The 22,927-nt window shown below is 73.8% G+C and carries 18 protein-coding genes and 1 pseudogene; 13 read left to right on the top strand and 6 right to left on the bottom strand.

Features of this window, described 5'->3' with window-relative positions:
- Positions 1-38 precede the first annotated feature (38 nt).
- From lpdA to ACFOWE_RS15570, 8 genes are all read left to right on the top strand, one after another.
- Positions 39-1,418, top strand: coding sequence for a dihydrolipoyl dehydrogenase (gene lpdA, locus ACFOWE_RS15605; protein ID WP_377288268.1), 1,380 nt, complete (start codon positions 39-41; stop codon positions 1,416-1,418).
- Positions 1,419-1,454: 36 nt separating this feature from the next.
- Complete coding sequence (sucB, locus tag ACFOWE_RS15600; protein ID WP_377288266.1) at positions 1,455-2,906, top strand: 2-oxoglutarate dehydrogenase, E2 component, dihydrolipoamide succinyltransferase; 1,452 nt, start codon at positions 1,455-1,457, stop codon at positions 2,904-2,906.
- Between the two features lie 255 nt (positions 2,907-3,161).
- Positions 3,162-4,076 carry a TIGR01777 family oxidoreductase gene (locus tag ACFOWE_RS15595; protein ID WP_377288264.1) on the top strand — a complete coding sequence of 305 codons (915 nt, stop codon included), beginning with the start codon at positions 3,162-3,164 and terminating at the stop codon, positions 4,074-4,076.
- 40 nt (positions 4,077-4,116) lie between these two features.
- A complete protein-coding gene (locus ACFOWE_RS15590; protein WP_377288262.1) occupies positions 4,117-4,854 on the top strand; it encodes a Type 1 glutamine amidotransferase-like domain-containing protein in 738 nt (245 codons plus the stop codon).
- A 31-nt stretch (positions 4,855-4,885) separates the two neighbouring features.
- The gene (lipB, locus tag ACFOWE_RS15585) at positions 4,886-5,563 is read left to right on the top strand and encodes a lipoyl(octanoyl) transferase LipB (protein WP_377288260.1); all 678 of its coding nucleotides are present in this window, start codon (positions 4,886-4,888) and stop codon (positions 5,561-5,563) included.
- A 134-nt stretch (positions 5,564-5,697) separates the two neighbouring features.
- Positions 5,698-6,627: a lipoyl synthase gene (gene lipA, locus ACFOWE_RS15580; RefSeq protein WP_377288258.1), complete on the top strand. Its 930-nt coding sequence runs from the start codon at positions 5,698-5,700 to the stop codon at positions 6,625-6,627.
- 175 nt (positions 6,628-6,802) lie between these two features.
- A complete protein-coding gene (locus ACFOWE_RS15575) occupies positions 6,803-7,480 on the top strand; it encodes a DUF4191 domain-containing protein (protein WP_377288256.1) in 678 nt (225 codons plus the stop codon).
- Positions 7,480-8,280 (top strand): class I SAM-dependent methyltransferase, encoded by an 801-nt coding sequence (locus ACFOWE_RS15570; RefSeq protein ID WP_377288254.1) that lies wholly within the window; start codon positions 7,480-7,482, stop codon positions 8,278-8,280. The genes ACFOWE_RS15575 and ACFOWE_RS15570 overlap by 1 nt, the downstream gene beginning before the upstream one ends.
- A 136-nt stretch (positions 8,281-8,416) precedes the next feature.
- On the opposite strand, the gene ACFOWE_RS15565 is transcribed toward ACFOWE_RS15570, so the two are convergent.
- Positions 8,417-8,881: an RDD family protein gene (locus ACFOWE_RS15565; protein WP_377288253.1), complete on the bottom strand. Its 465-nt coding sequence runs from the start codon at positions 8,879-8,881 to the stop codon at positions 8,417-8,419.
- A gap of 134 nt (positions 8,882-9,015) precedes the next feature.
- Between ACFOWE_RS15565 and ACFOWE_RS15560 the strand changes: the two genes are divergently transcribed.
- Both ACFOWE_RS15560 and glnA read left to right on the top strand, forming a co-directional pair.
- Positions 9,016-10,056: a hypothetical protein gene (locus ACFOWE_RS15560; RefSeq protein ID WP_377288251.1), complete on the top strand. Its 1,041-nt coding sequence runs from the start codon at positions 9,016-9,018 to the stop codon at positions 10,054-10,056.
- A 160-nt stretch (positions 10,057-10,216) separates the two neighbouring features.
- Positions 10,217-11,641 (top strand): type I glutamate--ammonia ligase, encoded by a 1,425-nt coding sequence (glnA, locus tag ACFOWE_RS15555; RefSeq protein ID WP_377288249.1) that lies wholly within the window; start codon positions 10,217-10,219, stop codon positions 11,639-11,641.
- A gap of 202 nt (positions 11,642-11,843) precedes the next feature.
- On the opposite strand, the gene ACFOWE_RS15550 is transcribed toward glnA, so the two are convergent.
- Entirely contained in the window at positions 11,844-14,570 is a 2,727-nt protein-coding gene (locus ACFOWE_RS15550) for an AAA family ATPase (RefSeq protein ID WP_377288247.1), read from the bottom strand.
- Positions 14,571-14,634: 64 nt separating this feature from the next.
- Here ACFOWE_RS15550 and ACFOWE_RS15545 point away from each other — a divergent pair, with 64 nt between their 5' ends.
- The 3 genes from ACFOWE_RS15545 (at position 14,635) to ACFOWE_RS15535 (ending at position 17,198) form a co-directional block, all read left to right on the top strand.
- Positions 14,635-15,738, top strand: coding sequence for an epoxide hydrolase family protein (locus ACFOWE_RS15545; RefSeq protein WP_377288245.1), 1,104 nt, complete (start codon positions 14,635-14,637; stop codon positions 15,736-15,738).
- A 180-nt stretch (positions 15,739-15,918) separates the two neighbouring features.
- Positions 15,919-16,125: a hypothetical protein gene (locus ACFOWE_RS15540; protein ID WP_377288243.1), complete on the top strand. Its 207-nt coding sequence runs from the start codon at positions 15,919-15,921 to the stop codon at positions 16,123-16,125.
- Between the two features lie 212 nt (positions 16,126-16,337).
- The gene (locus tag ACFOWE_RS15535) at positions 16,338-17,198 is read left to right on the top strand and encodes an LLM class flavin-dependent oxidoreductase (protein WP_377288241.1); all 861 of its coding nucleotides are present in this window, start codon (positions 16,338-16,340) and stop codon (positions 17,196-17,198) included.
- A 27-nt stretch (positions 17,199-17,225) separates the two neighbouring features.
- Here the strand turns inward: ACFOWE_RS15535 and ACFOWE_RS15530 are convergent, their stop codons facing one another.
- From ACFOWE_RS15530 to ACFOWE_RS15515, 4 genes and pseudogenes are all read right to left on the bottom strand, one after another.
- On the bottom strand, positions 17,226-18,338 hold the full coding sequence (locus ACFOWE_RS15530) for a hypothetical protein (protein WP_377288239.1): 1,113 nt from the start codon (positions 18,336-18,338) through the stop codon (positions 17,226-17,228).
- 185 nt (positions 18,339-18,523) lie between these two features.
- Positions 18,524-21,523, bottom strand: coding sequence for a bifunctional [glutamine synthetase] adenylyltransferase/[glutamine synthetase]-adenylyl-L-tyrosine phosphorylase (locus tag ACFOWE_RS15525; protein ID WP_449301216.1), 3,000 nt, complete (start codon positions 21,521-21,523; stop codon positions 18,524-18,526).
- 84 nt (positions 21,524-21,607) lie between these two features.
- The gene (locus tag ACFOWE_RS15520) at positions 21,608-22,540 is read right to left on the bottom strand and encodes an acyl-CoA desaturase (protein ID WP_377288237.1); all 933 of its coding nucleotides are present in this window, start codon (positions 22,538-22,540) and stop codon (positions 21,608-21,610) included.
- A gap of 196 nt (positions 22,541-22,736) precedes the next feature.
- Positions 22,737-22,927 (bottom strand): annotated as a pseudogene (locus ACFOWE_RS15515) (hypothetical protein); the annotation flags it as partial.

The following is a 22,927-nucleotide window of genomic DNA, read 5'->3' as shown; positions in this document are numbered from 1 at the left end:
GACCCCGGCGGCGCACCGATCCGACAAGGAGCATTCCTGTGGCTGATGGCAGCGGCCCCTACGACATCGTCGTACTGGGTGGCGGTAGTGGTGGGTATGCCTGCGCTCTGCGGGCGGCCGAGCTGGGCAAGACGGTCGCGCTGATCGAGAAGGACAAGATCGGCGGCACCTGCCTGCACCGGGGATGCATCCCCACCAAGGCCCTCCTGCACTCGGCGGAGGTCGCCGACGAGGCGCGCGAGAGCGAGTCCTACGGCGTCAAGGCCCGTTTCGAGGGCATCGACATGCCCGGCGTGCACTCGTTCAAGGACAAGATCGTCACCCGCGCCTGGAAGGGCGTGCAGGGCCTGCTCAAGAGCAGGGGCATCACGATCATCGAGGGCGAGGGCCGCCTGGTCGGCTCCAACCGCGTCGCCGTGGGCGACGACGTCTACGAGGGCCGCAACATCGTGCTGGCGACGGGCTCGGCGCCCAGGTCGCTGCCCGGCCTGGAGATCGACGGCGAGCGGATCATCACCAGCGAGCACGCGCTCAAGCTCGACCGCGTGCCGTCCTCGGTCGTCGTGCTGGGCGGCGGCGTCATCGGCGTGGAGTTCGCCAGCGTCTGGCGCTCCTTCGGCGCCGAGGTGACGATCGTCGAGGCCCTGCCGCACCTGCTCCCGCTGGAGGAGGAGTCCAGCTCCAAGCTGCTGGAGCGGGCCTTCCGCCGCCGCGGCATCAAGCAGGAGCTGGGCGTCTTCTTCGAGGGCGTCAAGACCACCGACACCGGCGTGGTCGTCAGCCTGGCCAACGGCAAGACCCTCGAGGCCGAGCTGCTGCTGGTGGCCGTCGGCCGCGGCGCCGTCACCGCCGGCATGGGCTTCGAGGAGGCGGGCGTCGCGATCGAGCGCGGCACCGTCGTCGTCAACGAGCACTGCCAGACCAGCGTGCCGGGCGTCTACGCGGTCGGCGACCTGATCCCCACCCTGCAGCTCGCCCACGCCGGCTTCGCCGAGGGCATCATGGTCGCCGAGCACATCGCCGGCCTCAACCCGCCCGCGATCGACTACGACGGCGTGCCCCGCATCACCTACTCCGACCCCGAGGTCGCCTCCATCGGCATCACCTCGGCGCAGGCCCGGGAGCGCGGCTACGAGATCGTCGAGGCCTCCTACGACCTCGCGGGCAACCCCAAGAGCCAGATCCTCGGCACCCAGGGCTCGGTCAAGGTCATCGCCCAGAAGGACGGCCCGGTGCTCGGCATCCACATGGTGGGCCGCCGCATCGGCGAGCTGGTCACCGAGGGTCAGCTGATCTACAACTGGGAGGCCCTGCCCTCCGAGGTCGCCCAGCTCATCCACGCGCACCCGACCCAGTCCGAGGCCGTCGGCGAGGCGATGCTCGTCCTGGCCGGCAAGCCGCTGCACGTCCACAACTAGTCGAAGCCCTCCACTCGGAACGCGAGAGAAGACACCATGCCGAAGTCCGTACAGATGCCCCAGCTCGGCGAGAGCGTCACCGAGGGCACCGTCACCCGCTGGCTGAAGAAGGAGGGCGAGCGCGTCGAGGCCGACGAGCCGCTCCTCGAGGTCTCCACCGACAAGGTGGACACCGAGATCCCCTCGCCCGCGGCCGGGATCCTCGTCAAGATCATCGTCGGGGAGGACGAGACCGTCGAGGTCGGCACCGAGCTGGCTCTCATCGACGAGAACGCCACCGAGGGCGCCGCCGCCCCGGCGGAGGCCCCCGCGGCCCCGGCTCCGGCCCCCGAGCCCGAGCCCGCGCCGGCCCCGCAGGCGCCGATCTCCTCCATCCCGCAGCCCGCCCCGCAGGCCGCCCCGCCGGCTCCTCCGGCTCCCCCGCAGCCCGCCCCGCAGGCCGCCCCGGCGCCCCAGGCTCCGCCCGCCCCCGCTCCGGCTCCGGCCCCGCAGGCCGCCCCGGCCCCGGCCGCCGGTGGCGAGAGCCCCTACGTCACGCCGCTGGTCCGCAAGCTGGCCGCCGAGCACAACGTGGACCTGGACAGCCTGAGCGGCACGGGCGTCGGCGGCCGCATCCGCAAGCAGGACGTGCTCGAGGCCGCGCGCGCCCAACGTGAGCGGACCCCCGCGCAGGCCCCGGCCGCCGCGCAGCCCGCCGCCCCGGCCGCCCCCGCCGCGCAGGCCCCGGCCGCCGCCCCGGCCCCCGAGCCGGTCGAGGTGGACACGACCCTGCGTGGCCGTACCGAGAAGATGTCCCGCCTGCGTCAGACCATCGCCAAGCGCATGGTCGAGTCGCTGCAGGTCTCGGCCCAGCTCACCACCGTGGTCGAGGTCGACGTCACCCGGATCGCGCGCCTGCGCGACCGGGCCAAGGGCGAGTTCCAGCGGCGCGAGGGCGTCAAGCTCTCCTTCATGCCGTTCTTCGCCCTCGCCGCGGTCGAGGCGCTCAAGCAGCACCCCAAGCTGAACGCCACGATCAACAGCGAGACCAACGAGGTCACCTACTTCGACGTCGAGCACCTCGGCTTCGCGACGGACACCGAGCGCGGCCTGCTCGTCCCGGTGATCAAGAACGCCGGCGACCTCAACATCGCCGGCCTCGCCCGCAAGATCGCCGATCTGGCCGAGCGCACCCGCACCAACAAGGTGAGCCCGGACGAGATCACCGGCGGCACGTTCACGCTGACCAACACCGGCAGCCGGGGCGCGCTGTTCGACACGCCGATCCTCAACCAGCCGCAGGTCGGCATGCTGGGCACCGGCGCGGTCGTCAAGCGCCCGGTCGTCGTGGACACCCCCGAGGGCGAGGTCATCGCCGTCCGCTCGATGGTGTACCTCGCGCTCAGCTACGACCACCGCCTGGTCGACGGCGCCGACGCCGCCCGCTTCCTGACGACGATCAAGCGTCGTCTGGAGGAGGGCAACTTCGACGGGCAGCTGGGCCTCTGACGGAGCGCTGACGGGCCTCCGACGCCCGGCTCCGCCGAGCCCACCGGGCCGGTCCGCACCGCGAGGACCGGCCCGGCCCCTTTTCCCGGCCCCCTTCTCCCCCCGCCGCTCCCCGGCCCCTCCCCCGCTCCCGGATCCGCCCGGGCCCGGCCTCTCCCGAGGGTTCCGGCCCTCCGGGGGCCGCGCGGCGGACCGGTCCGCGGCCCGGAGCGCGCCGCCTCGGGACCGCGGACGGCGCCGGTTAGATTGGGGCGTATGACGGTCATCGTGACGGGCGCCTCCGGCCTGCTGGGCTCGGCCCTGGTCAGGTCGCTGCGCGCCGACGGGTCCCGGGTGGTCCGCCTGGTACGGCGGGCGCCGCAGAGCACCGACGAGTCGTTCTGGAACCCCGAGAAGGGCCTCATCGACCCGGCGGCGCTGCGCGGGGCGGAGGCGGTGGTGCACCTCGCCGGCGCGGGGATCGGCGACCGGCGCTGGAGCGACGAGCGCAAGCGCGAGATCATGCGCAGCCGCGTGGACGGCACCCGCACGCTCGTGGCGGCGCTGGCGTCCCAGCCGGTCCGGCCGGCGGTGCTGCTGTCGGCCTCCGCGGTCGGCTACTACGGGGACACCGGCGACCGCGAGGTGGACGAGTCGGCCCCGCCCGGCGAGGGCTTCCTCGCCGAGGTGGTGCGGGCCTGGGAGGCCGAGACCCGTCCGGCCGCCGAGGCGGGCATCCGGACCGTGACGCTCCGGACCGGGCTGGTTCTGAGCCGCGAGGGCGGCATGCTCGGCCGGATCCTGCCAATCTTCAAGCTCGGGCTGGGGGCGCCGCTGGGCTCCGGCCGGCAGTACTGGTCGTGGATCTCGCTGGACGACTGGGTGGGGGCCGTACGGCACCTCATGGCGGGCCGGGCGGGCGGCCAGGACGGCGGGGGCGTCTCGGGGCCGGTGAACGTGACCGCGCCGGAGCCGGTGACCAACGCCGCCTTCACCTCCGCCCTGGCCGGGGCGGTGCACCGGCCGGCGATGCCGCTGGCCGTGCCCGCGCCCGTGCTCCGCGCCGCGCTCGGCGAGTTCGCGCAGGAGGGGGTGCTGACCGGGCAGCGGGTGGTGCCCCGGCGGCTGCTCGACGCGGGCTACGCGTTCCGGCATATCCGTCTCAACGAGGCACTCTCCGCCGTACTCTAGGGTCCCTGTTCCCACTGGAGTAACCGGGGAGATCGACGTCATGAGCAGATCCGGCCAGTCCCACATCCTCGCCATCGGCGGCGGCTCGTTCCGCCCCTCCGCCCGCTACGGCTTCATCGAGGCCAGCCCGCTGCTGCGCTACGCCCTCGACCTCACCGGCCAGGACCGGCCCCGGCTGGGTCTGCTGGCCACCGCGACCGGGGACGACGCCGACTGGCTGCTGAAGATGTACGGGGCGTTCCGCGACTGGGACGTCGAGATCAGCCACCTGACGGTGTTCCCGATGCCGAACGTCGAGGACCCGCGCGAGTGGATCCTCAGCCAGGACATGATCTACGTCAGCGGCGGCAGTGTGGCCAACCTGGCGGCGCTGTGGCGGCTGCACGGCCTGGACGAGGCCTTCGAGGAGGCGTGGAAGGCCGGCGTGGTGCTGTCCGGGCAGAGCGCGGGCGCGCTCTGCTGGCACGTCGGCGGCAACACCGACTCCTTCGGGCCGGTCCTGCGGCCGTGGGCCGAGGGCCTGGCCCTGCTGCCGTACTCGTGCGGCGTGCACTACGACTCCGACCCGCAGCGGCGCGAGCTGCTGCACGCCTCGGTGGCCTCCGGCGAGCTGCCCGGCGGCTACGCCGCCGACGAGGGCGTCGGGCTCCACTACGTCGGCACCGAGTTCATCCAGGCCGTCAGCGTGCGCGAGGGCGCGGGCGCCTACCGGATCGAGCACGACGGCGCCGACGGGGTCAAGGAGTTCCGCATCGAGCCCCGCCTGCTGGCGTCCTGACGGGCTCCCCCAGGTCAACTACTCTTGAGCCGTGAGCGAGCTGGCAGTCGTCCGTCTTGGCGTCGATGTCCCCTACGAGCAGGCCTGGGATCTCCAGCGGCGGATCCACGCCGCCCGCGTCGCCGACCGGATGCCGGACACCTGCCTGGTGCTCGAGCACGCGCCGGTCTACACCGCCGGCCGGCGCACCGCCCCGCACGAGCGGCCCGCCGACGGCACCCCCGTCATCGACGTCGACCGCGGGGGCCGCATCACCTGGCACGGCCCGGGGCAGCTCGTCTGCTACCCCGTCGTCCGGCTGGGCGGGCGGCTGGACGTCGTCACCTACGTCGGCCTGCTGGAGGAGTCCCTCATCCAGGTCTGCGCCGACTTCGGGGTGAGCGCGGTCCGGGTCGCCGGGCGCAGCGGCGTCTGGGTCGCCGGGGACCCCTCGCACGGCCTGCCCGACCGCCAGATCGGCGCGGTCGGCATCCGGGTCGCGGGCGGCGTCACGATGCACGGCTACGCGCTCAACTGCTCCAACGACCCGAGCTGGTACAACCGGATCGTCCCCTGCGGGTTCGCCGACGCGGGCGTCTCCTCGCTCTCGGCGGAGACCGGCCGCCGGATCGTGGTCGACGACGTCGTGCCGTACGCCGAGAAGCGGCTGGCCGAGGCGCTGCGCGCGCAGGCCTTCGACCTGCCCGAGGAGGAGCTCTTCCGGCACTAGCGGTCCCCTCCTCCCCCGGTCTCCCCCGGGTCCGCTCCGAACTCCGCAGGGACGTAAGGTGGGATCGTGAGCGAGCGAAGCAAGCGAGCCGATAGGCACAGCACCTTGGTCATGCGACCGACGAAGGAGGGAGCATGACCGTGGCTCCTGATGGCCGAAAGCTCCTCCGCCTGGAGGTTCGCAACGCCGAGACCCCGATCGAGAAGAAGCCCGAGTGGATCAAGACCCGGTTCCGGACCGGGCCCAACCACACCGAGCTGCGGGCGCTGGTCAAACGCGAGGGCCTGCACACGGTCTGCCAGGAGGCGGGCTGCCCCAACATCTCGGAGTGCTGGGAGGACCGCGAGGCGACCTTCCTCATCGGCGGCGACCAGTGCACCCGGCGGTGCGACTTCTGCCAGATCGACACCGGCAAGCCCAAGGAGTACGACACCGACGAGCCGCGCCGCGTCGCCGAGTCGGTCCGCCAGATGGGCCTCAACTACGCGACCGTGACCGGTGTCGCCCGCGACGACCTGCCCGACGGCGGCGCCTGGCTGTACGCCGAGACCGCCCGGCAGATCCACACGCTGCTGCCCGGCTGCGGCGTCGAGCTGCTGGTGCCCGACTTCAACGGCGACCAGGCACAGCTGGAGGAGGTCTTCTCCGCCGCGCCCGAGGTGTTCGCGCACAACATCGAGACCGTGCCGCGGATCTTCAAGCGCATCCGTCCCGGCTTCCGCTACGAGCGCTCCCTGGACGTCATCGCCAAGGCCCGGGCGGCCGGGCTGGTCACCAAGTCCAACCTGATCCTGGGCATGGGCGAGGAGCCGGCGGAGGTCCTCGAGGCCATGCGCGACCTGCGCGACGCCGGGTGCGACCTGCTCACCGTCACCCAGTACCTGCGGCCCACCCCGCGCCACCACCCGGTGGAGCGCTGGGTCAAGCCCGAGGAGTTCGTGCAGTTCGCCAAGGACGCCGAGGACATGGGCTTCGCCGGGGTCATGTCCGGTCCGCTGGTGCGCTCGTCCTACCGGGCCGGCCGCCTCTACAAGCAGGCCGTCGAGGCCCGCCAGAAGGCCTGACGGCCCCTCCGCCGCGCGTCCCGCGAGAAGGCCCCCCGCCCCCGGCTCCCGGGGGGCGCGGGGCCTTCTCGTGTCCCCGGGAGCCGGTTGCGACCGCCGTCCGAGTCCCGTCCGGGCGGCGCACGGGAAGGTCACATTTTCATTTCTTGACCCCAGGATTTGTATCCTGCAGAGCATGGCCAAGAAGCCCGAAGTCCCAGAGACCCCGGGGCGCGTCAAGCAGCTCCGCATGATCGCCCAGATCATCAAGCAGGCGAACCCGAAGGGCATGCCGATCGTCTACGCCTCGGCGCTCGGCACGCTGGTCGTGTGCGTGGTGATCGGCATCGTCACGGGCTGGTGGCCGCTCTACATCATCGGAGTCATGCTGGCCCTCACGGTCGGCCTGGTCGTCTTCGGCCAGCTCGCCCAGAAGGCGCAGTACTCCATGCTGCAGGGCCAGCCCGGCGCCGCCGCCGCCGTCCTGCAGGGCATGCGCGGCAACTGGGAGGTCACCCCGGCCGTCGCGGTCAACCGCGACCAGGACATCGTGCACCGCGTGGTCGGCTACCCGGGCATCATCCTGGTCTCCGAGGGGCCGGGCAACCGGGTGCAGAAGATGCTCGTCGCGGAGAAGAAGCGGGTCCAGCGCGTCGCGCTCGACGTGCCGGTCTACGACGTCCAGTCCGGTGACGGCGAGGGCCAGATCCCGATCGGCAAGCTCCAGCGGCACCTGATGAAGCTGCCCCGCAACCTCAAGAAGCCCGCGGTCTACGAGGTCAACAACCGCCTCAAGGCGCTTCCGCAGACGCTGCCGATGCCCAAGGGCCCGCTGCCGCGCGGCGCGAAGATGCCCCGCCCGAAGCTGCGCTGATGTCCCCGGAAGGGGTCGGCCGCCGTCCGGTGGACGCCGCCGCCAGCTCGCGGGCCAACCGCGGCTGGTGGGACGGGGCTGCGGACGAGTATCAGGCGGAGCACGGCGCGTTCCTGCGCGACGCGGGCTTCGTCTGGTGCCCGGAGGGCCTCGACGAGGCCGACGCGCGCCTGCTGGGCGACGTCACCGGCGCCGACGTCCTGGAGATCGGCTCGGGAGCGGCCCAGTGCGGGCGGTGGCTGGCCGGGCAGGGCGCCCGGGTGGCCGCCTTCGACCTGTCCTTCCGCCAGCTCCAGCACTCGCGCCGGATCGACATGGAGACCGGCTCGGCGCTCCCGGTGGTCCAGGCCGACGCCGGGGCCCTGCCCTTCGCCGGCGCCTCCTTCGACCTCGCCTGCTCGGCGTACGGCGCGCTGCCGTTCGTGGCCGACGCGGTGGCCGTGCTCTCCGAGGTCCGGCGGGTGCTGCGCCCCGGCGGCCGTTTCGTCTTCTCGGTCAGCCACCCGGTCCGCTGGGCCTTCCCCGACGACCCGGGGCCGCGCGGGCTGACGGCCGACCGCTCCTACTTCGACCGCACGCCGTACGTGGAGATCGGCCCCGACGGGGAGCCGAGCTACGTCGAGCACCACCGCACGCTGGGCGACTGGGTCGGCTCCATCGCCGCCGCGGGGCTGGTGCTGACGGCGCTGACGGAGCCGGAGTGGCCGCGAGAGCACGACCGGGTCTGGGGCGGCTGGAGCCCGCTGCGCGGCCGCCACCTGCCCGGCACCGCGATCTTCACCTGCGTCCGGCCGGGCTGACGGCCCCGGGCCGCCCGGCACGCGTCCGCCGTACCCGGACCGTACCCGGAGGCGGCGCCCGGGCCGTCGTGTCCGCCCGTCACGCGTCCGCCGCATCCTGAAGGAGCGGCCTCCCGGCGGACGCGCCGGGAGGGCGTCACATCCGGACGACGACCGTGTTCGCCGCGCGGTCGTGCAGGCCCCGCTGGTCGCGGTCCCAGATCAGCGCCGGTACGGCCAGGCAGAGCAGCACGGTGCGCGCCGCGGCGGCCACGAGGCCCGGGCTGCCGCCGTCGAGCGTGGCGACGCGGATGCCGAGCAGGCGCATGCCGAAGGTCATGCCCATGGTGGCCGTCAGCAGGAAGGTCGTCACCCCGAAGACCACCAGCGGGACCCATGCCTGCTGGGCGGGGTCGACGCCGAAGAAGCCCTTGGCGATGGCCCAGGTGCAGATCACCCAGTCGATCACGATGGCGGCGATCCGGCGGCCGTTCCCGGCCACCGCCCCGCTGCCCTCCTCCGGGAGGCCCAGCCGCTCTCCGGGGTATCCCAGGTCGATCCCGGCCGACCTGACCCCGCCGAGCCATGTCTGGGTCCACCGGGGCTGCTGCCTGCTGTTCATGCCCCCACGGTATCCGCCTGCCCGGCCGCCTCCGAACGCGGTCGAGCCGATTTCCCGGACACGACACAAACCGCCATTATGGTCGCCAATCATCCTTTTGCGACCTCTCGCCGGAGCACCCCCCAGTGTCAGACATGGACGACATCGACAAGCGCTTCCAGGAGCTCACCGCCCAGATCGAGGCGGAGGAGCGCCGGAAGATGGCGCAGGCCGCCCGGCAGGAGTGGACGCGGCCGCCCCGGAACAGGCGGCGCCGCCGGCGGTGGGTCGCGGCGGCGGTGGTGCTCGCCACGGTGGCGGGGGCCGGCGCCCTCGTCGCCTTCCGGCCGGACCTGCTGGACCTGCCGGGCCTGCTGGACGAGGCACGCACCACGGCGGCCGAGCACCTCCCCCTCGCCGAGGCGAGCCCCGGCCCGGCCCCCGCGGAGACCGAGCCGGTCGAGACGGAGCCGGTGATCGCCTCTCCCTTCGACGGCTCCCCGGCCGCGGACTACGCCGACGGCGTCAAGGGCCTCGTCATGCCGCGCGCCAGGGCGGTGGGCGGGCTGGGCAAGCAGGACGTCGCCAAGGCCCTCGACCGGGCCCATGCCCTGCTCAAGGCCTCCAACCTCGACCGGCGCACCCTGCTCAAGGGCGACGCCAAGCCCTTCGCCAAGCTGCTCCACCCCGAAGAGCGCACGTGGTTCCTCAAGAACATGGACCGCAGGAAGAAGCCGAAGGGCCGGGACTTCGACACGCGGTCCTGGCTGACGAGCTTCGCGCCCGAGACCGCCGTGTTCGCCACCGACGTGATCAAGGTGCACGGGAGGACGAAGCTCTCCCCCTTCAAGGAGGACGGCCTCTCCGGCGCCCGCGTCACGGTGAACTACCTGTTCGTCTACGCCGTCCACCGCCCCGGCCAGCCGCACACCACCACGCGCGTCATCGCGCACGGCCGGGGAGAACTCCTCGCCTACCGGACCGGCGGCGAGCTGGTGCTCTGGGTCCTCGAGTGGAACGCCGGAGGCGTCACCGGCGTCCGGTGCGACGTCGACGACCGATTCGTCCATCCGTTCTACGAGGACTCGGTCCCGGACGAGGAGGTCGCCAAGGCCACCGCCGCCCCGATCGACCCGTACGACCTGGACCGCGACCACGACGACGTCAAGGGCTGCCGCCGCGCGAAAAGGTCGTGAAAACCGCGCAAAAGACGTCTTATACCCACGCGACGCGCCTCACTCTCACGGCTAACGTGAGGGTGACCCCCCTTAACACGAGTGAAACAATCGAGACACGGGGCGGTAACGGCGCAAGCCTACCTTCGGGTCGACAGCCCGTGCCCCTTGGGAGGTTCGCGTGTTCAACTCCGCCGACGACGTCCTGAAGTTCATCAGGGACGAAGGGGTGCAGTTCGTCGATGTCAGGTTCACCGACCTGCCTGGGACGACGCACCACTTCACCTTCCCCGCGGAGAACTTCGGGCCGAGCGTCTTCAGCGACGGTCTCATGTTCGACGGATCATCGATCCGCGGGTTCCAGGCGATCCACGAGTCGGACATGCTGCTGCTGCCCGACCCGTCGACGGCGGTGCTGGACCCCTTCCGCCAGCACAAGACCCTCAACCTCAACTTCTTCGTGCACGACCCGCTGACCGGCGAGGCCTACAGCCGCGACCCGCGCAACGTGGCCCGCAAGGCCGAGGAGTACCTCAAGGGCACCGGCATCGCCGACACGGTCTACTTCGGGCCCGAGGCGGAGTTCTACATCTTCGACGACGTGCGCTTCGAGACCGCCGCCCACCAGAGCTACTACCACATCGACTCCATCGAGGGCGCCTGGAACACCGGCAAGGCCCAGGAGGGCGGCAACCTCGGCTACAAGCCGCGCTTCAAGGGCGGCTACTTCCCGGTGCCGCCGATGGACCACTTCACCGACCTGCGCTCGGAGATGGTCCGCCGGCTCATCGAGTGCGGCATCGAGGTCGAGATGCAGCACCACGAGGTGGGCACCGCCGGCCAGGCCGAGATCGACTTCAAGTTCGGCACGCTGCTGAAGACGGCCGACAACCTGATGCTGTACAAGTACATCATCAAGAGCACGGCCCAGGAGTTCGGCCACACGGTCACCTTCATGCCGAAGCCGATCTTCGGTGACAACGGCTCGGGCATGCACTGCCACCAGTCGCTCTGGAAGGACGGCGCGCCGCTCTTCTACGACGAGGTCGGCTACGCGGGCCTGTCCGACACCGCCCGCTACTACATCGGCGGCCTGCTCAAGCACGCCCCCTCGCTGCTGGCCTTCACCAACCCGACGGTGAACTCCTACCACCGCCTGGTCCCCGGTTACGAGGCCCCGGTCAACCTGGTCTACTCGCAGCGCAACCGCTCGGCCTGCATCCGCATCCCGATCACGGGCTCCAACCCGAAGGCCAAGCGCATCGAGTTCCGGGTGCCGGACCCGTCCTGCAACCCGTACTACGCCTTCTCCGCCATGCTCATGGCCGGCATCGACGGCATCCGCAACAAGATCGAGCCGGTCGAGCCGGTCGACAAGGACCTGTACGAGCTTCCGCCGGAGGAGGCCCGCAACATCCCGCAGGTGCCCGGCTCGCTGCCCGAGGTGCTGGCCGCGCTGGAGGCCGACCACGAGTACCTGCTGGAGGGCGGCGTCTTCACCCCGGACCTGATCGAGACCTGGATCTCCTACAAGCGGGAGAACGAGGTCGACCCGATCCGGCTCCGCCCGCACCCGCACGAGTTCGAGCTCTACTACGACGTCTGACCGGCCGCCGCGCGGTGAGCTGCACGTTCATCGCGCGGCGCCCCTCCGGTTCCGCCCCGTCTCCGTCCGGGCGGCGGGCACGGCGTCGATCGCGGCCCGCGTCGACTCGTCGGAGTCCGGCCGCGGACGGCCGTAGGCGTCGGGCGCCGTCTCGGCGCTCGCGTGCCGCAGGCGGGCCTGGACGACCTCACGGGGTAGGGCCTCACCCGTCGAGCGAGAGCTCCGCCAGCTGGCCGCGTGCGGTGACGCCCAGCTTCGGGAAGGCCTTGTAGAGGTGCTGACCCACGGTCCGCGGGCTCAGGAACAGGTGCGCGGCGATGTCCCGGTTCGACAGCCCCTGGGCGGCCAGTTGCACGATCTGCCGCTCCTGCGGGGTGAGCCGGACGAAGCGGTCCACGTCGGCGCGGCGCGGCGCGCTCCAGCCTGCCGCGCCCAGCTCCGCCCGCGCCCGGCCGGCCCAGGGCTCGGCGCCGAGCCACTCGAAGACCTCCAGCGCGGCCCGCAGATGGTGCTGCGCGTCGCCGGTACGGCGCGCCCTGCGCAGCCACTCGCCGTACAGCAGTCCGGTGCGCGCCCGGTCGAAGGGCCGGTCGTGGGCGTCGAGCGCGGCGCGGAACCACACCTCGGGACCGGCTCCAGAGGCCCGGGAAGAGGCCCGGGAACCCGTACCCGGTCCCGAGCTGCCGGTGCGGGGGTCCGCTCCGGCGTCCGCGGTGGACAGCAGGGCGCGGCAGCGTAGGACGAGGGCGTCGGCCCACCCCTGGTCCAGCGTCGCGGCCCAGGCCTCCAGCCGCGCGAAGGGCTCGGCCGCGCGGGCGATCCTGCCACTGCGCAGCGCGGCTTCGACCAGGTCGGGCACCAGGTGCATGGCGGGGGTCCGGTTGCGGGCCCTGCCGTACACGAGCGACTCCAGACCGAGCAGGGCCTGCTCGGCACGCCCCTGGCCGAGGTCGAGGAGGGCGAGCGCGGCCGGGTGCGCGGTCGCGGGGTCGAGCGGCTCCCCCCGGACCGCCGCGAGCTCCTCCAGCAGCGCGGTGGCCTGGCGTGCCCACGCGGGTTGCCCGGTGTCACGGGCGATGGTCACGGCCTCGCCGGCGAGGCCGTGCGCCTCGGCGTACCGGCCGCGGGCGTACTCGACCCGAGCGAGGGAGGTCAGCGCCTGCGGCAGCAGTCCGATCCGGCCCTCGGCCCGGATCGCGGCGGTGGCCGCCAGGGTCAGCCTGTGCGTGCGGGCGTCGAGCTCGGCCAGGCCGAGTCCGCCGATCAGCAGCAGCCCGCGGCGGTCGGGCCCGGCCAGGGCGCGCGCGGACTCCACGACGGAGGCGAGCGGGGGCAGGCCGTCCGCCGGGCGCCCGAGCGCCAGCGCGACGAACCAGCGGCAGAGCCGGTGGACCGGGAGGATGTCGCCGTCCGGCGGCACGTCGAGCGCGTCGAGCTGCTCGGCCGTGCGGAACGCCATGTCCCGGTCGCCGTCGAACCAGACCATGGAGGCGGCGTCGAGCAGCAGCCACGCGGCGGAGCGCGGGTCGGTGCCGGTCAGGTGATCGACCCCCGCCGACAGCATCGCGTGCGCCCCCTGGAGGCGCCCCTCGCCGTAGTCGGAGCAGGCGCGCACCCGGATCAGCCGGGAGGTCAGCTCGGCGCCGGGGTCCCCCGCGCCCTCCGCGAGGTTCCGGGCCCGGTCGAAGCGGCCGCTGAACTCGGTGGCCTCGGCGGCGAGCGTGAGCCTGCGCGCCCGGTCCCCGGCCGAAGGGCTCAGCGCGGCGGCGCGCTCGTAGGCCGCCGCCGCGGCGGCGTAACCGCTGCGGTCGTGGGCGCGCGCGGCGGCCGACTCCAGCCGCGCCGCGACCCCCTCGTCCGCCGTCAGCGTGGCCGCGGCCAGGTGCCAGACGCTCCGGTCGGCGTCCGCCGTGCCCTCCAGGACCTGGCTGAGCGCATGATGGACGGCCAGCCGCCGCGCCAGCGGTGTCCGCTGCCAGACGGCCGCCCGGACCAGAGGGTGCCGGAACTCCAGCCGCGAACCGTCGGCCGGCCGGATCAGCCCGGCCGCGCACACCTCGTCCAGGTCCTCCGGCGTGCCGTCCAGGGCCCGCACGGCCGCCAGCACCACCGCGGTCTCGCCGGTGCCGTCGGCGGCGGCGACCTGGAGTGCGAGGCGGGCGGCCGCGGGCAGCCCGTCCGACTGATGGGCGAAGGCCTCCTCCAGCCGCGCGGTGAGCGAGGGCCCGTCGCCCTCCGGCCGCGCGGTGGGCGAGAGCCCGTCGCCGGTCCCGCGCGACTTCGGCAGTTCGAGGAGCGCGAGCGCGTTGCCGGCGGCCTCGGCGAGGATCCGCTGCCTGGACTCGGCGGTCAGGGGGAGACCGGCGGAGTCGAGCAGCTCGGCCGAGGCGGCCTGGTCCAGGCCCGGCAGCCCCAGCACCGGCAGGCCGGGGGCCTCGAACGGGGGACGTGCGGCGAACAGCATCGCCACTCCTTCGGCGGCCAGCCGCCTGGCCGCGATCAGCAGCGCGTCCGCCGAGGCGCGGTCGAGCCACTGCGCGTCGTCGATCAGGCACAGCACCGGCCCGTCCTCGGCCAGCTCGGACAGCAGCGACAGGACGGCGAGCCCGATGAGGAACCGGTCTCCCGGACCCGCCGGGCCGAGTCCGAAGGCGCCGCGCAGAGCGGCGGCCTGCCGCTCGGGAATGCGGTCGAGACGGCTGAGCGCCGGCCGGAGCAGCAGTTCGAGCGAGGCGAACGGCAGCTCGGCCTCGGCCTCGATGCCGGTCGTCCGCAGGACATGGAGATCCGCGGTGGCCGCGTGGCGGAGAAGGGCTGTCTTGCCGATGCCCGGATCGCCGAGGATGACGAGGACGCCGCTGGTGCCCGCTCGCGCGTCGCGGAGCAGAGCATCGATCGTTTCCGACTCACGCCTTCGCCCCCGGAGCATGGACCGGATATTACCTATGGGATGACTCATGCCGCCGCCGCGGGGCGTCCCTAGTCTCATGGGCATGAAGCCATTCAGCGTGAACGTTCCCCAGGCCGACCTCGACGACCTCCACGAGCGGCTCCGCCGTACCAGATGGACTCGCGAGATCGCGGGGCAGGGCTGGAGCCGCGGCGTTCCCCTCGACTACCTCAAAGGACTGGCCGACTACTGGCTCAACGACTTCGACTGGCGGGCGGCGGAGGCGGAGTACAACGAGCATCCGCAGTTCGTCACCGAGATCGACGGGCAGGACATCCACTTCCTCCACATCAGGTCGGGCTCCGACGAGGCCCTGCCGCTGCTGCTCCTGCACGACAACCCGGGCGGTGTGATCGGTTTCCTCGACGTCCTCGAGCCGCTGTCGCGTGACTTCCACCTGGTCGTCCCCAGCAGCCCGGGGGTCGGGTTCTCCGGGTACGTCACCGAACCGGGCTGGACGGTCCCGCGCACGGCGGCGGCTCTCGCCGAGCTGATGTCCAGGCTCGGTTACGGCAGGTACGGCGTCCAGGGCGGCGGCGGAGGCGCCAACCTCGGGCTGGAACTGGCCCGCCAGGTGCCGGAGCGGCTGGCCGGCGTGCACGTCAACGCCTGGGTCGCCTTCCCCTCGCCGGACGCGGGCGGGTTCACCGCGGACGAGCAGCGGCGGCTGGGCGCGATGCAGCACTTCATGCAGGACGGGCTCGGATTCAACCAGATCATGTCGACCCGGCCGCAGACCATCGCCTACGGGCTGACCGACTCTCCCGTGGCGCAACTGGCGTGGATCGTGGAGAAGTTCAAGGAGTGGACCGACTCCTCCACCGAACTGCCCGAGGACGCCTTCTCCCGTGACCGGGTGCTGACCGACGTGAGCGTCATGTGGTTCACCGCCACGGCGGGGTCGGTGGCGAACCTCTATTACGAGTCGGGTCACGATCCGGCGGCGTACGCGCCCAAGCCGCGGGTCACCGTGCCCACGGGCGTGCTGCTGGCCAGGGACGACGTCACGATCCGGCGCTTCGCCGAGCGGGACGCCGACATCGTGCGGTGGACCGAGCTCGACCGCGGCGGCGCCTACCTGGCGCTCGAGGCGCCCGACCTGCTGGTCGAGGACGTGCGGGCGTTCTACTCCGGCCTCACCGCGTAGCGCCGGCGACGGCGCGTGCGGCAGGCCGTACGGCTTCCCATGGTCTTCACCGGGCCCGGCCGCCCTCGACACAGACTAACGACATATCGTCTACGTAAGGGACCAAGTGGCATTTAAGTGCGATGCAAGCGGCATCCGGTACCAATAGGGGGCAAACAACCGCACACCCAGGAGAACACCGTGTTCCGCTCCGTCGCCACCACCGCCGGCGTCCTCGTCCTCGCCCTGTCCGCGCTCGTCGCCTGCAGCGCGGACGACGAGGCCTGTGCCGCCTCGGCCAGTACGGCGGTCGCCGCGTCCGCCCAGGAGGCCCAGGGCTTCGCGGCGGACGGGAAGCCCAAGCCCAAGAAAAAGAAGAAGGTCGACGTCGACCTCGACGACTGCTGAGACGGCCGGAACACCCCCGGCCTCCCGGCCGGCGGGAGGCCCGGGCCGGGCGGTGACCTCCTCGACGGGACGGCGCACGGCACTCGCGGGCCCGGCAGAATGGGACGGACCGCCCCGCCCGGACTGCTCGGACCGCGTCCGGACCGCGTCCGGACCGCGGGGCCGCGTCCCATCCGTGACCGTCCGCGAGCCGCCACCCTGCGAGGAGAGACATGCGCCTGGGCGTGATGTTCGACCGCGACCTTCCCCCCGAGACCCTCGTCCCCTTCGCCCGCCACCTGGACGGCGCCGCCGTCGACGACCTGTGGGTGGTGGAGGACCTCGGCTGGACGGGGGCGATCTCGTCGGCGGCCACCGCGCTGGCCGTCACCGAGCGGCTCCGCGTCGGCATCGGGATCACCCCCGCCCCGCTCCGCAACCCGGTCCTGCTCGCCATGGAGCTGGGCAACCTCGCCCGCGTGCACCCCCACCGGCTGGCCGCCGGGATCGGCCACGGCGTGCAGGACTGGATGCGCCGGGCGGGCGCCCTGCCGCCCTCGCCCCTGGCGCTGCTGGAGGAGACGGTCACGGCGGTCCGGGCGCTCCTGCGCGGTGAGACGGTCACCGCCGAGGGCCGCGCCGTACGGCTCGACGGGGTGAGCCTGGTGCACCCGCCCGCCGTGCCGCCGCCCGTGCTGGCCGGGGTGGTGCGGCCCCGCTCGCTGGAGCTGTCCGGCCGGGTCGCGCAGGGCACGATCCTGCCCGAGGGCTTCGACGCCGAGCGGGTCCGGCGGGCCCGGGAGCTGGTCGCGGCGGGCGGCGCCGGGCAGGACCACGAGGTGGTGGTCTTCGTCCACCTGCACGTCGGCGACGACCCCGAGGAGGTCCGCGCGGCCGTGCTGCCCGCCGCGACGGCGCAGGCGGAGTTCCTGGGCGTGGCTCCCCAGGACGTGCCGATGGCCGCGGGCACGGCCGAGGAGGCCGCCGGCGTCGTCCGGTCGCTCCGGGAGGCCGGGGCGGACACCGTGGTGCTCCGCCCGGTCGGCGCCGACCCCCTGCCCCACGTCGAGCGGATCCTCGCCGCCCTGAGCTGAGCACGCGCCCTGCGCGGCCCGGCCCGCCTACCCGCGGTTGCGCAGGCCGGTCAGGCGGCGCAGCACGTCCCACCAGAACGGCGCGCCGAACAGCAGCGCGGCCATGGTGAGCGCGTAGCCGGGCCAGTGGCCGGGGGTGGTCAGGCGCTCCCACCAGACGGCGCCGTTCCAGTTGAAGGACGGCTCTCCCCCGTCCGGCGGGAGGGTGACGCTCACGATGGAGTGGTCGAAGATCTTGACCAGGGCGGGCGAGCTGAAGGACTCGGTCACGCAGGCGTACGGGTCGGCGGGCGCGGAGGCCGAGGTGCCCGTGGCGGCCCCCGCCGAGGGCCGGTCGGCGGGGGCGCACGTCTCCTGGAGGGTGGTGAGCGCCTCCTGGCCGCCGCCCGCGATGGCCGCCACCGCGGCCCGGTAGGCGTTGTCCCGCAGCAGCGTCTTGCCGTACTCCAGCGCGTCCATGCCGAGCAGCAGGGTCAGCGCCGTGCCCAGCGCGAACAGCACCCACTTGACGTAGCGGCGGTAGAGCCCGGACAGGCGGCGCATCTCGCCGTCGAACCAGTCCTCCACGCCCTTGCGGAACTTGCCCAGGTCCCGCTGGGCGCTCTCCCACGCGCCCTTCAGGTGACCGGCCAGCGGGCTGCCGATGGCCTCCAGTTTGGCGAGCAGGTCGTCCACGCCGCCCTCCTCGGCGGAGACCAGCTCCATCACCGCGCCGGAGAAGCGCTCCGGCGGGATGTCGGAGATGGTGGTCCGGGCCCCCTTGGGGTGGTCGATCTCCTGCAGCCGCCGGTAGAGCCGCTCGGTCATGTCCACCTGCGGCGCGCCCTGCTCGGCCGCCGCGGCGTCCGGGTCCACCGGCACCGGCGTCACCACGGCGGGCGCGGGGTCGGGGCTGTGGACGGGGCGCGGGTCGTTCCTGGAGAAGGGCAGTTTGGCGAAGACGTCGGCGATCTTGGACGGGATCCACGACGTCCCGTCGGAGGAGCCGCCGTCCAGGGTGTCGCGCAGGTAGGCCCAGAGGAACTTGCTGCGGATGCCGAGCAGCCGGACGAATGCCTCGTTGATCCCGCTCACCAGGAGCGAGAGCAGCAGGAAGGCCATCACCAGCCCGATGGCCAGGTCGACGTAGACCGATATCACGACAGATCTCCAGCAGCCTTCAGCGTGGGGGTCCGGGCCGCCGGGCACGGGGTGCCCGCGGCGGCCCGCGCCGTTCGCGGGGGACCGGGCCGTCCGGCGCGCGGCCCGCACCGTTCATACACGCCACGTACGGCGGGCACAAGGAGATCGCCGGTTCTCGCGGCGGCGCCGGCCCCCGTGACGGGTCAGGTCTCGTAGAAGACGCGCTCCACGACCCGCCGGGCCCGCCGGGTGGCCCGGCGGTAGTCGTCCACGAAGTCCTCGCTGGCCTCCGGCGGGTAGCCGAGCGCCCGGGACAGCAGCGTGCGCTCGCGCACGTCCCCCGGGATGGAGTCGGCGGCCCGGCCGCGGACCAGGACGATCGCGTCGCGGACGCGGGAGGCGAGGCACCACGCCTCGGCGAGCACCGCCCCGTCCTCCGCGGCCAGCAGCCCTTCGGCGACCGCCGCGCGCAGCGCCTGAAGCGTGCGGGTGGTCCGCAGCGACGGCAGGTCGCCGGCGTGGCGGAGCTGGAGGAGCTGGGCCACCCACTCCACGTCCGACAGGCCGCCCCGGCCGAGTTTGGTGTGCAGGGCGGGGTCGGCCCCGCGCGGCAGCCGCTCGGCCTCCATGCGCGCCTTCAGCCTGCGGATCTCCAGCACGGCCGCGTCGGGCACGCCTCCGGCCGGGTAGCGGAGCGGGTCGGCCAGTGCCAGGAACTCCTCCCCCAGGGCCGCGTCCCCGGCGCAGTGGCGGGCGCGCAGCAGCGCCTGGGACTCCCACGGCGCCGACCAGCGCCCGTAGTAGGCGGCGTAGGAGGCGAGCGTGCGCACCAGCGGCCCGGCCTTGCCCTCCGGGCGCAGGTCGGGGTCGATGAGCAGCGGCGGGTCGGGGGCGGGCAGGGCCAGCAGCCGGCGCAGCTCGCCCGCCACCGCCTGCGCGGCGTCCGCGGCGTCCTTCTCGGCCGTGCCGGGCAGCGGGTCGTGGACGAACATCACGTCGGCGTCGCTGCCGTAGGAGCACTCGAGCCCGCCGAGACGGCCCATCGCGATCACCGTGAACCGGGTGCCCAGCGGGCCCCGCCGCTCCGTCTCCACCTTGCCGACCGCGGCGTCCAGCGCCGCGGCGATCGTCACGTCGTTGAGCGCGGACAGCGCCTGGCCGACCTGCTCGACGCCGATGTGCCCGTCCAGGTCCGCCACCGCCGTGCGGAACAGCTCCCTGCGGCGCAGTCCCCGCACCCTGGCGACGGCGGTCTCGGCCTCGCCGGGGTGGCGGCCGACGGTGGCCCGCGCCTCCGACAGCAGCGCCGTCGCGGGCCGGGGGTCCAGCCCGCCGTCGGAGGCGAGCATCGCCACCGCCTCGGGGGCGTGCAGCAGCAGGCCGGTCGCGTATCTGCTGGTGCCCAGCAGCCGGGCCAGCCGTTCGGCCACGACGGTCTCGTCGCGCAGCAGCCGCAGGTACCAGGGGGTGGTGCCCAGCCGGTCGGAGACCTGGCGGAAGCCGAGCAGGCCCGCGTCGGGGTCGGGGGTGTCGGCGAACCAGCCGAGCATCACCGGCAGCAGCGTGCGCTGGATCGCCGCCCTGCGGGAGACGCCGCTGGTCAGCGCGGTGAGGTGGCGCAGCGCCCCGGCGGGGTCGGTGTAGCCGAGCGCCTCCAGCCGCGCGTGCGCGGCGGCGGTCGACAGCCGCGCCTCCGACTCGGGCAGCCGGGCCACCGCCGCCAGCAGCGGCCGGTAGAAGAGCTTCTCGTGCAGGCGCCGGGCCTGGTTGGCGTGCTGCCGCCACCGGGTGGTGAACGCCCCCACCGGGTCGACGGCCATGCCCAGCGCGCGCCCGAGCCGCCGCAGGTCGTCCTCGGACTCGGGCACCACGTGCGTACGGCGGAGCCGGTGGAGCTGGAGCAGGTGCTCGACCCGGCGCAGGAACGTGTAGGCCTCGGCGAGCGCCCTGGCGTCGTCCCGCCCGACGTAGCCGCCGCGGGACAGGGCCGCGAGCGCGGACAGCGTGGCGCGGCGGCGCAGCAGCGGGTCGGAGCGGCCGTGCACCAGCTGGAGGAGCTGGACGGCGAACTCGATGTCGCGCAGTCCCCCGGGCCCCAGCTTGATCTGCCGTTCGGCCTCCTCCACCCGGACGTGGGCCTCCACCCGGCGGCGCATCGCCTGCACGTCCTCGACGAACCCCTCGCGGGCGGCGGCCTGCCAGACCATCTCGTCCACCATGTCGGCGTAGCGGCCGCCGAGCTCGGCGTCGCCCGCGACCGGCCGGGCCTTCAGCAGCGCCTGGAACTCCCAGGTCTTGGCCCAGCGCCGGTAGTAGGCCCGGTGGCTGGCGAGGGTCCGCACCAGCGGTCCGGCCCTGCCCTCGGGGCGCAGCGCGGCGTCCACCTCCCAGAGCGAGCCCTCCGGGGTGGTGGCCGAGCAGGCGCGCATCATCGCCTGGGCCAGGCGGGTGGCGAGCCGGACCGCCTCGGTCTCGTCGGCGGTGCCGCCGTCCCGCTCCCGGGGCTCGGCCACGAAGATCACGTCGACGTCGCTGATGTAGTTGAGCTCGCGGGCGCCGCACTTGCCCATGCCGATGACGGCCAGCCGTACGGCGTCGCACTCGGGGTGCTCGGCGCGCGCCACGGCGAGCCCCGCCTCCAGGGCGGCGCCGGCCAGGTCGGAGAGCTCGGCGGTGACCTCGGCGAGCCCCGCCTTCCCGGTGAGGTCCCGCGCGGCCAGGTGGAGCAGGCGGCCCCGGTAGGCGACGCGCAGCGCGGACAGCACGGCGGCGTCCGCGCCGGCGGCGCGCGGTTCGGGATCGCCGGGCTCGGCTCCGACGGCCAGCAGCAGCTCGGCGCGGAGCTCCGCCGCGGGCGGCCGGACCGCGGCCCGCCCGCCCGTCAGCAGCCTCCGGTGCTCCGGGTGCCGGACGACGTGCTCCCCCAGCGCGGCGCTGACGCCGAGGACGCCGAGCAGCCCGGCCCTCAGGCCGGCGTCGCCGCGGAGCTCCGCGAGAACGCCCGGGTCGCGCTCGGCCAGCCGGTCGAGCGAGGTCAGCGCCAGGTCGGGGTCGGCGGTGGCGACCAGCGAGTCGAGCAGGCCGAGGTCGCCGGCGGCCTCGGGCCCCAGGCCGTCGAGGAGGCGCTCCGCCCTGGTCCCGTCGGCGAAGCCGAGCCGGGCCAGCCGCCCGGCGGTCGTCTGGATGCGGGGCACGGCCTCCACCGCCCCTTCCTCGTCTCCGGCCACAAGCACAGCGGATCCCCCACATCCTCGCATCCCGGGACCGGGTGCGCCCACGCCGCCTCGTCAGAGCGCCGCCACCCGCCGGGCGACCAGGCGCCGGGCGTCGGGCCAGCGCACGTCCCAGGCCCAGCCGAGGCGTTCGAACAGCCAGATCAGCCGGGCACTGGGGTCGACCTGCCCGCGCAGCACGCCGTGCCGGGCGCAGGTGGGATCGGCGTGGTGCAGATTGTGCCAGGCCTCGCCCAGCGAGATCACCGCGAGCCACCAGACGTTGCGGGACCGGTCCCGTACGGTGAACTCCTCCTTGCCGAAGGTGTGGCAGATCGAGTTGATCGACCAGGTCACGTGGTGCTGGGCGAAGATCCTGACCAGCCCGCCCCAGAAGAAGGCGGTCAGCGCCGCCCGCCAGGACCCGCCCCACAGGCCTCCGGCGAGGGCGGGCAGGCCGAGGGAGAGCAGCACGACCGGGACGTAGGCGAGATTGTGCGAGAGGAACCGGATCGGCGGGTCGGCCAGCAGGTCGGGGCAGAACCGACGCCGGGAGGTGCGCTCCGGCCGGAACAGCCACCCGACGTGGGCGTGGAAGAGCCCTTTGGAGAGCCCGGTGAACCCGGGGCCGAACCGCCACGGCGAGTGCGGGTCGCCCTCGCGGTCGGCGTACTTGTGGTGGCGCCGGTGGTCGGCCACCCAGCGGATGACCGGCCCCTGCAGCGACATGCCGCCGGCGATCGCCATCGCCACCCGGAGCCAGGTCCTGGCGGCGAACGACCGGTGGGTGAAGTGCCGGTGGTAGCCGACGGTGATGCCGAACCCGGTGACCAGGTACATCACCGCGGCGATGGCCACGTCCCGCCAGCCGACGCCCCATCCCCAGGCGAAGGGGACGGCGGCCAGCACGGCGAGGAAGGGCACGACGACGAAGAGCACGACGAGCAGGCGCTCGAACCACGGCACGGGGGCGGCGGCGAGGTCCGGCGGCGCGGAAGGGGAGGCCATGCCCGCCGAAGATAGCCGCGGACCGCCGCGGATTCTCCGCTCCCGGAGGCGATTCGCCCGGCGAAAGTTGTCATCCCCGTCAGCACCTCCGCCGGTCCCCGGCGGCGCGCGCCCGGGGGCCGCCGGCCCCGGAACGGGACGCGCCCTCGCGGACCGGTGCCGGCCGGTCGGCGGGGGCGCGCCCAGGAGATCGGGATCAGGCGCGCGTGATCCAGGTCGCCTTGGCGGTGGCGACCAGGGTGCCGTCCACCTCGTAGATCGCGCTCCGGCCGAAGAGCTTGCGGCCCTCGCGGCCGGTGGCGCGGGCGACCACCGAGTAGGCGCCGCCCGGGTGGACGGGGCCGCCGCCCGGATGGGGGGCGGGACCGCCCTGCGAGGGTCCTGGGT

The organism is Planomonospora corallina (assembly GCF_042650625.1).
In the GTDB taxonomy this organism is placed as follows: Bacteria; Actinomycetota; Actinomycetes; order Streptosporangiales; family Streptosporangiaceae; genus Planomonospora_B; species Planomonospora_B corallina.
The sequence above is the reverse complement of the archived record's forward strand: the minus strand, read 5'-3'. Positions and strand labels throughout refer to the sequence as shown.

Coding starts and splice junctions, on each gene's coding strand:
- sucB (WP_377288266.1), top strand. CDS start 1,455: ATGCCGAAGTCCGTACAGATGCCCCAGCTCGGCGAGAGCGTCACCGAG.
- ACFOWE_RS15595 (WP_377288264.1), top strand. CDS start 3,162: ATGACGGTCATCGTGACGGGCGCCTCCGGCCTGCTGGGCTCGGCCCTG.
- ACFOWE_RS15590 (WP_377288262.1), top strand. CDS start 4,117: ATGAGCAGATCCGGCCAGTCCCACATCCTCGCCATCGGCGGCGGCTCG.
- lipA (WP_377288258.1), top strand. CDS start 5,698: ATGACCGTGGCTCCTGATGGCCGAAAGCTCCTCCGCCTGGAGGTTCGC.
- ACFOWE_RS15575 (WP_377288256.1), top strand. CDS start 6,803: ATGGCCAAGAAGCCCGAAGTCCCAGAGACCCCGGGGCGCGTCAAGCAG.
- ACFOWE_RS15570 (WP_377288254.1), top strand. CDS start 7,480: ATGTCCCCGGAAGGGGTCGGCCGCCGTCCGGTGGACGCCGCCGCCAGC.
- ACFOWE_RS15565 (WP_377288253.1), bottom strand. CDS start 8,881: ATGAACAGCAGGCAGCAGCCCCGGTGGACCCAGACATGGCTCGGCGGG.
- ACFOWE_RS15560 (WP_377288251.1), top strand. CDS start 9,016: ATGGACGACATCGACAAGCGCTTCCAGGAGCTCACCGCCCAGATCGAG.
- ACFOWE_RS15550 (WP_377288247.1), bottom strand. CDS start 14,570: ATGCTCCGGGGGCGAAGGCGTGAGTCGGAAACGATCGATGCTCTGCTC.
- ACFOWE_RS15545 (WP_377288245.1), top strand. CDS start 14,635: ATGAAGCCATTCAGCGTGAACGTTCCCCAGGCCGACCTCGACGACCTC.
- ACFOWE_RS15535 (WP_377288241.1), top strand. CDS start 16,338: ATGCGCCTGGGCGTGATGTTCGACCGCGACCTTCCCCCCGAGACCCTC.
- ACFOWE_RS15520 (WP_377288237.1), bottom strand. CDS start 22,540: ATGGCCTCCCCTTCCGCGCCGCCGGACCTCGCCGCCGCCCCCGTGCCG.